Below are 12981 nucleotides of genomic sequence, written 5' to 3' on the forward strand. Positions count from 1 at the left end.
GGCGTCCCCTATCGTCCCAGATAGTAATCCAAAACCCGATCCAGATAGCTGTCCGCATGGGGCGGCGCAAGGCTTTGTGAGGCGAAATGGGCCAAGGTGCGGCTGTTGGCAAACCACTGCCGTTCCTTGAGGTAGGCGAAGAAAAAGGGCAGCGCGTCCAAGCGACGGCGATGGCGGCGGGTGACCATGGGGCGTGCCAGACGCAACAACCCCTGGTAGAGGGGCAACGGCACCTGGCGCAGCGGCGGCAAACGGCGTCCGTGGGCGGCGAAACGGCTGCGCACTCGCCGAATCAGGTGGGTCAATGGTACGGCACCCGCGGGTCCGGCGCAGGCATGGAGAATGGGCGGTGTCGGCGGAGCCGTGCACAGGGCCGTTTCCAGCACCGCCGCCACATAATCGCACGGTATGATGTCCAGCCGCATGTCGCCGACCTTTGGAATCCAGCCCATGGTCCGCGCACCGCTGAGAAATTCGCACAAATGGTAAAACACTTGAAAGGTGCCGGCATGGCCGCTGCGGGAATCGCCCACCACCATGCTCGGCCGGATGACGGTAATGGGCCGGCGGGCGTCGCCGGCGGCCCGCACCAGCTGCTCGGCCTCGGCCTTGGCGGCCTCGTAGGTGTTGCGGAAGACACGCGGCCGGGTCAGCCAGTTCTCCGGGACCTCTCCGGTCATGTGTCCGGCCACGCCCACGGTACTGACATAGGCCAGCGGCGCACGTCCCCCCATGGCATCCCTCAGGGACAAGATGCGGCGTGTCATGCCCAAGGTTTCGTCACGGGCGGCGGCCAGCGGCAGATTCATGCGCACATTGCCGGCGCAGTGCACCAGGTGGGTGCAGTGGCCGACGATGTGGGCATGATCCGCGGCGGACAGCCCGAGACGCGGCTGCTGCAGGTCCCCTGCCACGGCATGAATGCGATCCGGCGCCGCATTGATGCGGTACTGGGCCAGCAAATGGACCATGCGGGCTTGCGCCGCGGAGGGTGTCGCCGCCCTCAGCAGCAGGGTGATGCGGGCATCGCCGACGGCCATGCGTTGCAGAAAGGCGCTGCCGACGGCACCCGTGCCGCCGGTTAAAAAGTAATGGGCCGTCACTTGTCGCCGACCTTTCCCGTCCGTTGCCCGGTCGGTTCGCCCGGCGTGGGTATGGTGCCGGCAGATGCATCGAATCGCTGACCGGCGTCCATGGGGGATGCATCGCCACGACGCCGGTAGAGGGGCTCCAGCACTCCGGCATATTTTTCCAAGACAAACATGCGCCGTAATTTCATATTGGTTGTCAGCTCTCCGGTCTGGTGGGTGAACGGTTGCTGCACCACCGCGATGTCCACCGGCCGGCAGTAGACGGGCAGATGGGCACAGGCCTGCCGCGCCGAATTGCGTAAATGATCCAGCGCGCCTTGTGTCCCGTTGTGGGTTTGCTGCAGGCGTTGCCAGCGCTCCGAAGTCAGGTTGAGCAGCGCCGTCACATAACGGCGATCCGCCCCGGCGGCCACGGCGAAATCCACATCCTCGATGGTCTCCAGGGCCGCCTCGATGGCCGCCGGTGTCACCTTGCGCCCCGTGGAAAGCTTGAACAGATCGGCCTTGCGACCGGTCAGCCACAGATAGCCATCCGCGTCCAGACGGCCCAGGTCGCCGGTTCTAAGGAAACCATCATGGGTCACCGGGATCGCCTCGGCCGCGACACCGATACCCTTGACCAGGATCTCGCCATCGGCGGCCAACCGAAGGGTGTTTTCGGACAAAGGCCGTCCGACACTGCCCAAACGAATGGCGCCGGGCACATTCATGGCCATGGGGACAATGTTTTCGCTAATGCCGTAGGCCTCCAGAACAGGCCACCCCAAGCCCTCGAAGGCTTGGCTCAATGCGAGCGGCATGGCGGCCGATCCACTGATGCCGTATCGCAACCGGTCCCCCATGATATTGCGGATACGACGCAACACCAAGCCATCGGCCAGCCGGTGCCGCCATCGCAAAAGCGGTGTCGGCCGCTCCCCGCGCGCCAGGGTTTGCCGGTACCGCCGCCCCGTGCGCACCCCCCATTGCACCAGGGCACGCTGTGGGAGGGCCATATGGTCGATGCGCCGCTGGATGCCGTCCATCAATTTTTCGTAAAAGCGTGGCACGGCGGCAAAGATGTGGGGAGTGATCCGCGGCACCGCCTCCATGATGGCAGCCGGCGCCGGCACCATGAACGCCTTCCAGTTCATTGCCACCGCGCAGAAATTGATAATGCGCTGGAAAGGATTGGCCAAGGGCAACCAGCAAGCCGTATGGGCCTGTGCGGGCAGTTCATCGAAATGGCGCACAATGGCTTTTACGGCCGCAGCCAGTTGGCGATGCCGATAGGAGAACGCCTTGGGACGGCCGGTGGTGCCGGAGGTCAGCAGAATGGTGGCGACGGCATCGGGGTCCACCTGCACCGGCAAAGCATCGGCGGCGGAAGCCGGTAAACGGTCCAGGAAATGCAAAGGTGTTTGCGAGCGGGGAGGCGCCCCATCTTCATGTTGGACGACGATCCGGCGCAGGCGGCGGCAGGCCTCGGGGGAGAGTTGTTGCAAGCGCTCCATGCGGTCGACGAACAACAGGGTGGGCCGGCAAAGGGAAAAGATGTCGTCGATACGGGCAGGCGGATCGTTCAAGTCCAGACCGATCACCACGCCCCCCAGGCGATACACGGCATGCTGCAATCGCTCCCACTGCAGGCCGTTGGGCATCAGGATGGCCGCCCTGTCGCCGGCGGCCAGGCCCAGCGCCTGCAACCGCAAAGCCAGATCGCCAACGGCGGCTTCGAAGGCGTCCCAGCGAACAGGGCGCCACCGGCCATCGTCGCCCTTTTCCATGAAGGCCGTATCGCCGGGCGTCGCCCGAACCCGCATCGCCAGCAGCGCCGGTATGGTTTCCCAATCCCAACCCATATCTCTTTCAGCGCCCGCCTTTGAGGCCCAGATCGGCGCGTTGCAGTGAAAGCCGGTCCAGGATTTCGTCGATGGATTTTCCTAAAAAGCGGCCGCTGCGGGCAGCGTACTCCATGGTCTCGAAAAGGTGCAGCCAATAGGTCCTGTCCGCCTGGCCCCGGCGCACCATGGCGGCGAACTCCGGCTCGAAGGAGGAGTAGCCCAATTGCACCATGTCGACGATGCCCATCAGGGGTATCAGCTGGTGGTTGGTCATCAAGGGGCTTTCATCCCCGCGGGGCATCAACCCCAAGCGCCCCACCTCCTTTTTGATGAAGGTCTCGGGCAGGTCCCACACCTGGAACGGAAAGACCATCTGCGGTCGGCGATCCGAGGGCCAGGCCGGACCGTTCCACCAGTAGTGCATTTCCTCCTCGTCGAAGACGTCGCGCAAGCGGATGCCGGCCACCGCTTCCCGCGGCCGGGCCTCGTCCGCCGGGTCGGTGAGGAAGTCGTCGAGCCCCAGAATCTGCTCCAGTTGTGTCGGCGAAAGCCCCCAGAAGATATAGGGGATCTCCATGCGGGCGGCCAGGTTGCGCGCCAGGTCGGAAAAGAAATCGCCATCGAACTGATCCACCGTGCCGGCGCACCCCTTTGCATTGAGATGGGTAATGGCGTAGCGAAACATTTTCTCCATGGTGGCCGCCCGTGGTCGCAGCATCAGATGATCCACATCAAAGCGACGAATGAGTTCACGAACGTTTTCCATGGCCACCGGGCTCATGAACGTATTGTCCACGGTCACGGCCAATATGCGCAGGGCCGGGTATGTTTGGCGCAGTCGGTGCAGCATGTAGCAGCTGTCCTTGCCGCCGCTGAACAACAGCATGATGTGGTATGCCGGGTCCTGTTGCGCGATGCGCTGTTGGATGAGCGCATCAAAGGCCCGCGCCATTTCAGCCTTGTCGCGCTTAACGGCCGCGGGGGGCGTGCTATTCGTCTCACGGCAGTAAAAACAGATGCCACCCACCAAGGGCGTATAACTCTCCGGCAGAATGCAACGGCGGCAGCGAGGGGTCAGCAAATTGCGCACGAACAAGCGGTAGAACGGCCAAAGATGACGAATGAAAAACTCCAGCAGGCGAACTTCACGAACAACGTGATCGGCGGCAAGCATGAATGACAACTCCTATGGGATGAAAGCAATGCAGCGAGTATACCCCTGCGCGGTCAAAAGCCAAACCAAAAACATGCACCCATCAATCCGTAACCCTGCCCACACCGACGGCGTCACGCCATCTGCGCCAGCGGCTCCGCGGATGCGTCGGCGCCGCCGGATGTGCCGGCCTCGGCCATGCGGGCCATGCGATTTTCCATATAGTCAATGAATCGATGCCAGTCGGTATCGGCCGAAACCACGCGCAGGCCGACGGTGGCACCATTGCGCCAGCGGCAATCGGCCACCACGCGCGCCCGTTTGCTGCGCCCCACGGCCACCTCCAGCAGCGAGCGGTCCAGATAGCGCAGGGGCATGTCGGCACGCAGGCGCAGGCCTGCACGAGACGCATCCAGCACCGGCAACACACTTCCCTCTCCCGAACAGCCGACGATTACGGCGTTGCAGGTCACATCAAAACGCCGATGGCCCCTGTCGCGCGCCGTTTCGGCGAACATGTGCCGGGGCCAGACCGACGCATAGGCTTGTTCCTGGTAGATATGACGCAAAATGCCCACCTTGCGCGAATCGAGATGGCAGAAGAAATCGGTGCACTGGTTGAAAAAGTAATTCATGATGTCGGGACTCATCACCGGATCCATCGCCGTGTAGTAGCGCCGCTCGGGAAAGCGGAACTGGCGCTTTTCCGCAAGGCTGTAAGGCCCGAAGAAAAATTGATAGATATTGCGACGCTGCGGGCGGCCGGCGTATATCCGCTGGAAATTCTGCTCCAAGTGCATCAAGTCCAAGGTGGCGCACACCCCCGGTGCGTTGTTGGCGAAAGAATAGGTGCGCACGGTGGCGGCGGGGATGCGCTTGAAGGCCAGAATCGATTCGTAAAGGGTGATGCGATTGGGATTGACCACGATCACGAAACGGTCCAGCCCGAAGAAGTACATGCTGTAGTGCAACATGTACTTGAACAGGTGAAACATCACCTCTCCGGATCGGCCCCGGAAGCGCGGGTTGATGGCCAAGGACGAAACCTCGCCCAGACGCTCGCCACGGGCGCGACAACCGGAAAAATCGGCGACCGCATCGGCCGGCAAACCAAAAGGGCCGTCCCGAATCACCGATATGGTGGCGACCACCTCCTCCTTGCATTTGGCCAGCAATGTGGTCGTTGACGGCAGGGCGTGATAATCGGTGACCCGTCGTCCACTGATGTGGGGTTTGCTGAAGCCCTCCTTAACATAAGCGTCATGCAGCAATTGAAACGCCTTGTCCAGATCGGACCGGCTGCGGGCGATTTCAAAGACCAAGCCGCGGGACAATGGTTTCAAATTCAGGCGGGACCGGAAAACACGGTCCCGCAGCACCTTGGGCGATCGACGCAGCGCTGTGAACATGACCTTGCGCATCATCTTCCATACCATGGAAAAGGCACCTCCTTTTCGATGTGTTCAAACCCAAACACACACCATCCACCGTGCCCGAAAAGGCGGGCCCGGCAACACCGAGGAGCGCGACAATACAAGTTCAGACCAGAAGCCTGCTGTTCAGAATCAGTGCCGAAGGAAGGGAGCAGCAAAACAACAGGTGCGCGACACACCGCAGTTTTGCCACCCACAACGCACTATGCCACAGCCCGTATTGAGGGTCAATGGTCTTGCGCTCCAAGGAGGAGAACGTCCCCTTTTCCCTGAGCTTCTTTGTTTACAAAATGGCTGAAACCGCTTAGAATGCCTTGAGAATCACAACGAACAACGGAGCATGCCGATGAACCCGAAAACCAAGGTTGTCATTGCAGAGGACCACCGTCTTTTCAGGGAAGGATTGAAATCGATGTTGACATCCCATGGAGCGCTCGAGGTGGTCGCAGAAGCGCGGGATGGCCTTGAAGCAATAAAAACCGTGAGAAACTTTTTACCGGATCTTTTAATCCTGGATCTTTCCATGCCGCGACTCGGCGGCATCAGTGTTATCAACGAGGTATCCACCCTGTTTCCCGAAATCAAGATATTGGTGTTGACCATCCACGAATCGGATCAACATGTGCTGGAAGCATTCAAGGCCGGCGCCAAAGGTTACTGCATCAAGGATGCCAGCCGCCAAGAACTGCTGCTTGCCATCGACAGCGTGTTGGAGGGAAAGACATACATTAGCCCCGGGATAGCCGATGACGTCATGGAGGGGTATCTTGAAGGGCGACAATCCATGAAAAAAACGACCAAATGGGACACTATTACACAGCGGGAAAAGGAGGTACTCAAACTCCTGGCGGAAGGCCACGCGAACAAAGAGATCGGAGATTTACTTAACATCAGCGTCAAAACCGTCGAAAAACACCGCTCCAACCTCATGGGCAAGCTGGACTTGCATCATGTGGCCGCTTTGACCGCTTATGCTATTGAAAAGGGATTGGTCAGTCCCAAGGTATAGCAGCTGACGCCACTGCCCTGTAACGCCCGCGCCGATAGCGCGCAAATGAACGCCCCCCTCCCCCTTGTTTTGGCTCTCTGCGATACGAAGGACGCTTGCGCTTAGGGCGCGCGAAAAATGGATTTGAAATGCCCACCCAAAATGCTCATATCGCGCACATATTCAATAAACTAGCCGATCTTCTTGAAATCGAAGGGGCCAATCCGTTCAGGGTCCGTGCGTACCGCAATGCCGCCCGGAAAGTTGCAAATCTCGGCCGCAGCGTATCCGATATGGTCATAGCGGGTGAGGACCTGACGGCATTAACAGGAATCGGCAAGGATCTTGCCGACAAGATCAGGGAAATTGTCGAAACCGGGCGCCTTTCGCAATTGGAAGAAACCGAGGCCAAAACTCCGGGTGAATTGAGTCGTTTGATGCGCATCGCTACCTTGGGCCCTAAGCGGGTCAAAACGCTTTACCAGGAACTGGGCATTACTTCCCGCGAAGCATTGAAAGATGCGGCCGAAAAGGGCAAGGTTCAGGAACTGGAAGGCTTCGGCAAAAAAAGCGAGCAGGTGATCCTCGAGGAGCTCCGCAGGGCAAATCGGCAAGACGATGCACGCATCAAATTGTTTGAAGCGGAGCAGGCGGCGACGAACCTGACCACCTTTTTGAAAAAGGCAAAGGCGATCAAGGCAATCACCGTTGCCGGCAGTTTCAGACGCAAAAAGGACACCGTGGGCGATTTGGACATCCTGGTGACCAGTAAGCGAGGATCCGGGGCAATGAAACATTTTTTGGCTTACGATGATATCCACAAGGTGTTATCGCAGGGGAAAACGCGCTCCACCGTGGCATTGCGGTCGGGTCTGCAAGTGGATTTGCGCGTAGTGCCCGAAGTGAGCTACGGTGCCGCACTGCACTATTTCACCGGATCCAAAAGCCACACTGTCGCCATTCGCAAATTGGGGGTCAAGCAAGGATATAAAATCAACGAATACGGCGTCTTCAAAGGCGACAAGCGAATAGCGGGCAGAACCGAAAAGGAGGTATACGCAAAAGTGGGGCTGCCCTACATTGAACCGGAGCTGCGTGAAAATCAGGGAGAATTGCAGGCGGCCCGAAAAGGCCGGTTGCCCGAACTGGTGGCATTGAAAGATCTGCGCGGCGATTTGCACAGTCACACCATCGCCACGGACGGTCAAAGCAGTCTCGAGGAGATGGCGCAAGCCGCCAAACGTCGCGGTTATGAATACCTGGCCATCACCGAACATTCGAAGAAGGTGGCCATGGCCAGGGGATTGAATGTCGAACGACTCGCCGGCCAGATTGAAGCAATCGACCGCCTTAATGAAGAACTCGAAGGGATCATACTGCTCAAAGGGATCGAGGTAGATATCCTCGAAGATGGTTCACTGGATCTTCCCAATGATATCCTGAAAAGGCTCGACCTCCGCGTCTGTTCTGTGCACTACAACCATCGCCTGTCTCGGAAAAAGCAGACGGCCCGTATTATCCGGGCCATGGACAATCCCTATTTCAATATCCTCGCCCATCCGACGGGGCGTCTGATCAACGAGCGCAAACCCTACGCGGTGGATCTGGAAAAGGTCATGACCGCGGCTATCGAACGGGGGTGCTTTCTGGAAATCAACGCCAATCCGGACCGGTTGGATTTAGCCGATCGCTATTGTCGCATGGCCAAAGAGATGGGGCTCAAGTTGGCCGTCTCGACGGATGCCCACAGCCCCGCCAATCTGGACTTCATCCGTTTCGGGGTCGATCAGGCGAGACGAGGGTGGCTTGAGGCGGACGATGTGATCAATACCCGCGGCTTGAGCGAACTCAAAGCCATGATGAAGCGCTAATAGGCCGCGGCATCACCCCGGACCGGATGTTCCCTTTCGGGCCAAGGAGTTCGGCAATGGATTACAAAAGAAACCCGCCTGAAACGTTCAAGGATGTCGACGCCATGAGCGGGGAGGAGGCGCAACGCGAGGTCAAGGCATTGCGCGAGGGGATCGAATTTCATGATTATCGCTATTATGTGAAAAATCAACCCGTCATCGCCGATGCCCTTTATGACAAACTCTTCCGGCGCCTTCAGGAACTGGAATCGGCTTTTCCGGAATTGCAGTCCGAAACATCCCCCACCCGGCGTGTGGGTGCCGCAGCGGTCAGCCGATTGAAAAAAATCAACCATTGCGCTCCCATGCTCAGTCTCGACGCAGGCCTGGAAGCAGCCGACGTCGCCCGCTTTATTGACTTCGTGCGCCGAAATGTCGGGGATGAAGAGACAGCGTTTGTACTGGAGCCCAAGTTCGATGGCTTTTCGGTGGAGATCGTCTATGACCGCGGCGTTCTGAAATACGGCGCCACACGGGGGGATGGACAGGCGGGGGAAGACATCACCCACAACTTGAAAACCATTGCCGCCGTCCCGTTGCGTTTACAGCGGAGAAACGACGCTCCGGACACCCTCTCTGTGCGCGGAGAGGTATTCATGCTCAGAAAAGGTTTTCAGCAGCTCAATCGACGGCGCATCGAACAGGGGGAAGCGCCTTTCGCCAACCCGCGCAATGCGGCGGCGGGGACCATGCGCCAACTCGATCCCAAGAATGTGGCCGGAAAACCGCTGGATATTGTCTTCTATGAAATTCTTTCTACCGACGGTGGCATGCCGGCCACCCACTCGGAAATGTTGAAACAACTTTCCGAATGGGGCCTCAAAACATATGATCGCAACCAAAAAGTTCGCTCCCTGGAGCAGATCAAGTCCTATCGAAACAACCTGGCCGAAGAAAGGGCCCATATCGAGTGGGACATCGACGGCCTCGTGATCAAGCTGAACGATTATGCGCAACGCGAGCGCCTGGGGGTGCGCCACCGGAGTCCGCGCTGGGCATTTGCCTGGAAGTTTCCGCCCAAGGAGGAGGTGACGACCCTCGAGGATATTGTCGTGCAGGTCGGTCGTACCGGTATACTGACGCCCGTAGCGCTGCTCGCACCGGTGGACGTGGGGGGCGTTACGGTCAGCCGGGCGACGCTGCACAATGAGAGCGAAGTCAAAAGGAAAGATGTCCGGCCGGGTGACCAGGTCCGCATTGCCAGGGCCGGCGATGTGATCCCGGAGGTTGTGGAACGTGTCGATCGGCCGGGAAAAGCACGTGGCGATCCTTTCGCCATGCCGAGTCAATGTCCGGCCTGCCATGGGCGTGTCCACAAGGAAGGAGCCTACCATTTCTGTTCCAATCGGTTGCAATGTCCCGCGCAATTGATCGGCGCCATTATTCATTACGCGTCGCGGCCCGCACTGAACATCGACGGGTTGGGGGAAAAAACCGCGGCGCAACTGGTGCATAGAGAACTGGTCAAAGACATTTCCGATCTCTACCGTCTCACGGAAGCCGATTTTCTAAAGTTGACCGGGTTTGCTGAAAAATCGGCCCGTCAACTTCATCAGGCGATCCAAGCCCGCACCCGCCCCGGGTTAGACCGTTTTATTTACGCCCTGGGGATCCGACACGTTGGACAGCGGATCGCACGCATCCTGGCGGAAACATTCGCGCATTTCGACCGATTGGCGCGCGCCGATCGGTCGGAGCTGGAAGCCATTGCGGAGATCGGACCGGAAATCGCGCAAAGCGTGACGTCCTTTTTCGGGCAGGATGACAACCGACAGGTACTCGCGCGTCTCGAGCAGGCCGGGGTGCAGGTGGTCGGCACGACGGATGCGGGGCGATCCCGACCTTTGGAAGGCAAAACCTTCGTTTTCAGCGGCAAACTGGATGAATACACCCGAACGGAAGCCGAGGCAAAGGTGGCGGCTTTGGGTGGACGTGCCACTTCCAGCGTAAGCGGCAACACCGATTACATGGTGGCAGGACACGATCCTGGAAGCAAATACGAGCAGGCCCGCAAACAGAACATCCCCATCATCGATGAAGATGGGTTCAAAAAGCTCGTCTCGTAGCAATTGATTTCGACGACCTCATGTTGTCCCGCGACTACAGTTCCATGCCGGCCTAAGCTCGGAGCAAACCGGCCTGGCCATTTTCACTTGTAAACAGGATCACCGGTTGCGCAGAATATCGTAAACCACCCACAGGGCCATCAAACCGGCGAACAGGTAGCCGATCAGGCCCAACAAGGAATATCCGGCGACCTTGGGTGGCAGTTCGGTCACCAGCAGCAGGGACGAGCCGATGATTGTGGCGCCGGCGATGATGCCCAGCGTCAGACGGCTGAAGGTTTTTTCGAGCGTCAGCCGCATATCGCCGAGGTTGTGGTGTTCGAATCGCAACCGCAGTTCACCGCGTTGCATCTTTTCCACCACCTCCGCCACTTGACGGGGAAACTGGATAGGGGAAGTGACCAGTTTGAAGGCCATGGACTGAAACCGTTGCCAGATGCGGGTCGGTTTGAAGCGGGCCAAGGCCAACCGCCGCAGGTGAGGCTCGATTTCGGCGATAATGTCCAGTTTGGGATCGATCAGCCGTGCCGTGCCTTCGGCGGTGACCAGGGCTTTGATCATCAAATACAGGTCCAGCGGCACCTGCAGGCGGTGCGCGCGCAGCAGGTCGCTGATGTCCAGCAGCAACATGCCCAGGTTGATTTCCTCCACCGCGGCGACGCTGTGCATGTCGAGCAACTCCATCACATCGATCTGCAGGGATCGGCGGTCAATGTTCATCGGCGCACTGTTGAGCGTCAGAATGGCATCCACCAGATCGTCGCTGTCCCTGCTGACCACGGCGCCGATCAAATCGATCATATCATTGCGATCCTTGGGTGTCAGACGTCCCACCATGCCCCAATCGAGAAGTGCGAGTGTCTCGTTGCCCATGATCAGCATGTTGCCGGGGTGGGGATCGGCATGGAAAAATCCGTTCTCCAGGATTTGTCGGATCGAGGCCGCCAAACCGATGCGGGCCAAATGCGGCGCGTCCGCTGTAACGCCATCGCCCGGCCGCCATCCTTCCACATGATCCATGACCAGCACTTTTTCGCTGCTCAGTTCGCGCACCACCGCCGGTATGAAGATGCCACGCAGATCCATGTGCTGCTCACGGGCAACATTCATGTACCGGGCTTCACGCAGGAAATTGAGCTCCCGGTCCAGGGTTTTGCGCAGCAAGTCGACCATACCCGGCAAATTGTAGATCTGCAGGCTTTCCACACGTTCATGGAGACGCCGCGCGATGAAGTTGAAGATGTCCAAGTCGCGATCAATATCGGCGCGGATGCCGGGCCGCTGTATTTTAAGGGCCACGACACGGCCGTCGGCCTGCAGCACCGCCCGGTGCACCTGTGAAAGCGACGCCGAGGCCATGGGCTGCCGCTCGCATCGGACGAACACATTGTCCACCGGAAGTGGCAGGTTTTCCTCGAGAACCGCCCGCATTTTCTCCCAATCCACGGGGGCGGCATTGTCCTGAAGCCGTTCCAGCTCTACGATCAAAGAGCGGGGAAGCAGATCGGAGCGCAGGCTCATGACTTGACCGAATTTGACGAATGTGGGGCCCAATTCCTCGAAGGCCATGCGGATACGTTCATAGGGGCTCAGCCCTTCGGGCACTTTGGTCACTTTTTGCGCGGTGCGTTTGCCCGGCAGGTGCAGAAAGCCCATGACGTCTTCGAAACCGTATTTGACAAAGGCGCCCACGATCTCTTTGAAGCGTAATGGACTGATGGTCGGCGTAAGATTCATATTACCTGACATAAGCCATTTCAGCCCGGCACTCCAGGCGAAACCATCGGGAAGAAGGGGTGTTGCAGCAGCGCGAGGCACCCACCACGGAACCTGAGTATCGGATGACGTTCTTCGGGCACAAAATTCCACCCACCACCCCCTGTGAGATTGCCGCCCAAGCCATGGGGTGTCATGAGATCATGCGATATTGCTATGCCGGATCCTTATGGAATGTTTTTGTGGTCTTGTGCCGCACGATCGCCCCTTCCAAATGTCAAACGACGAACATCGAGATCGCATTGCATCAGGAACCCGTCTTGATTTCACAGCTCTCCGTCAAATGGGAACGGAAGAAGTAAAAGGCCAGGACAAAAAAAGGAACGGCGATGAATAACCCGATGTAGGGCAAGATGGTCAACCCGAGGACCACCATCCCCAAGCCGAGCAGGCAAAAGACAATGCCGATGGCTGCCTTTGAAATCTTCTCCGGCATACAATTGAAACGCATAATACCTCCTTTTGGCTTCCAAAACGAACGCGCGATACTTGTGACATATTAAATGCAAATCGAGGTCGGCACCATAGGGCATTTCCCTTATCTGTGCAGCCGGATAAGCGTATTTTTGCATCGATATCGCGTGGCACACCCTTGGCAGCTCGGTGAACGCCGTTTTTGACAAGCATAAATGGGCAACCGGCGGGAGGGGACGAAGGAAAAATCCTGCCGGTCAATTGCCATCGCATGATTAATGGATTAGTTTATCGATAATTTATAGCATTGATGGCAACACCATTACC

At 58.5% G+C, this 12981-nt stretch carries 9 protein-coding genes; 3 read left to right on the forward strand and 6 right to left on the reverse strand.

The genetic code is table 11. From position 1 onward, the window contains the following. Window positions 1-8: 8 nt before the first annotated feature. The 4 genes from MRX98_RS00225 to MRX98_RS00240 all read right to left on the reverse strand — a co-directional run bounded on the left by MRX98_RS00225 (window position 9) and on the right by MRX98_RS00240 (window position 5503). Window positions 9-1103 carry an SDR family oxidoreductase gene (locus MRX98_RS00225; RefSeq protein ID WP_246901985.1) on the reverse strand — a complete coding sequence of 365 codons (1095 nt, stop codon included), beginning with the start codon at window positions 1101-1103 and terminating at the stop codon, window positions 9-11. After that, on the reverse strand, window positions 1100-2932 hold the full coding sequence (locus MRX98_RS00230; protein ID WP_246901987.1) for an AMP-dependent synthetase/ligase: 1833 nt from the start codon (window positions 2930-2932) through the stop codon (window positions 1100-1102). The genes MRX98_RS00225 and MRX98_RS00230 overlap by 4 nt, the downstream gene beginning before the upstream one ends. Window positions 2933-2939: 7 nt before the next feature. Beyond that, window positions 2940-4088: an adenine nucleotide alpha hydrolase family protein gene (locus MRX98_RS00235; protein ID WP_246901988.1), complete on the reverse strand. Its 1149-nt coding sequence runs from the start codon at window positions 4086-4088 to the stop codon at window positions 2940-2942. Between the two features lie 113 nt (window positions 4089-4201). After that, complete coding sequence (locus tag MRX98_RS00240) at window positions 4202-5503, reverse strand: N-acyl amino acid synthase FeeM domain-containing protein (RefSeq protein WP_246901990.1); 1302 nt, start codon at window positions 5501-5503, stop codon at window positions 4202-4204. Between the two features lie 343 nt (window positions 5504-5846). Between MRX98_RS00240 and MRX98_RS00245 the strand changes: the two genes are divergently transcribed. From MRX98_RS00245 to ligA, 3 genes are all read left to right on the forward strand, one after another. After that, window positions 5847-6509, forward strand: coding sequence for a response regulator (locus MRX98_RS00245; RefSeq protein ID WP_246901992.1), 663 nt, complete (start codon window positions 5847-5849; stop codon window positions 6507-6509). Between the two features lie 128 nt (window positions 6510-6637). Next, on the forward strand, window positions 6638-8359 hold the full coding sequence (polX, locus tag MRX98_RS00250) for a DNA polymerase/3'-5' exonuclease PolX (RefSeq protein WP_246901994.1): 1722 nt from the start codon (window positions 6638-6640) through the stop codon (window positions 8357-8359). 56 nt (window positions 8360-8415) lie between these two features. Then, window positions 8416-10464, forward strand: a complete 2049-nt coding sequence (ligA, locus tag MRX98_RS00255) for an NAD-dependent DNA ligase LigA (protein WP_246901996.1) — start codon at window positions 8416-8418, stop codon at window positions 10462-10464. Between the two features lie 99 nt (window positions 10465-10563). Here ligA and MRX98_RS00260 read toward each other — a convergent pair whose 3' ends face one another. Both MRX98_RS00260 and MRX98_RS00265 read right to left on the reverse strand, forming a co-directional pair. Continuing rightward, window positions 10564-12201 carry an ABC1 kinase family protein gene (locus MRX98_RS00260; protein WP_246901997.1) on the reverse strand — a complete coding sequence of 546 codons (1638 nt, stop codon included), beginning with the start codon at window positions 12199-12201 and terminating at the stop codon, window positions 10564-10566. A gap of 286 nt (window positions 12202-12487) precedes the next feature. Continuing rightward, window positions 12488-12691, reverse strand: a complete 204-nt coding sequence (locus tag MRX98_RS00265; RefSeq protein ID WP_246901999.1) for a hypothetical protein — start codon at window positions 12689-12691, stop codon at window positions 12488-12490. Between the last annotated feature and the right edge of the window lie 290 nt (window positions 12692-12981).

Origin of the sequence: Desulfatitalea alkaliphila, assembly GCF_022968795.1 — a bacterium.
Taxonomy (GTDB): domain Bacteria; phylum Desulfobacterota; class Desulfobacteria; order Desulfobacterales; family Desulfosarcinaceae; genus Desulfatitalea; species Desulfatitalea alkaliphila.

Excerpts from the sequence above, each read along its gene's own strand:
- MRX98_RS00230 (WP_246901987.1), bottom strand. The coding sequence starts at position 2,932 with ATGGGTTGGGATTGGGAAACCATACCGGCGCTGCTGGCGATGCGGGTT.
- polX (WP_246901994.1), top strand. The coding sequence starts at position 6,638 with ATGCCCACCCAAAATGCTCATATCGCGCACATATTCAATAAACTAGCC.
- MRX98_RS00245 (WP_246901992.1), top strand. The coding sequence starts at position 5,847 with ATGAACCCGAAAACCAAGGTTGTCATTGCAGAGGACCACCGTCTTTTC.
- MRX98_RS00260 (WP_246901997.1), bottom strand. The coding sequence starts at position 12,201 with ATGAATCTTACGCCGACCATCAGTCCATTACGCTTCAAAGAGATCGTG.
- MRX98_RS00265 (WP_246901999.1), bottom strand. The coding sequence starts at position 12,691 with ATGCGTTTCAATTGTATGCCGGAGAAGATTTCAAAGGCAGCCATCGGC.
- MRX98_RS00235 (WP_246901988.1), bottom strand. The coding sequence starts at position 4,088 with ATGCTTGCCGCCGATCACGTTGTTCGTGAAGTTCGCCTGCTGGAGTTT.
- ligA (WP_246901996.1), top strand. The coding sequence starts at position 8,416 with ATGGATTACAAAAGAAACCCGCCTGAAACGTTCAAGGATGTCGACGCC.
- MRX98_RS00240 (WP_246901990.1), bottom strand. The coding sequence starts at position 5,503 with ATGGTATGGAAGATGATGCGCAAGGTCATGTTCACAGCGCTGCGTCGA.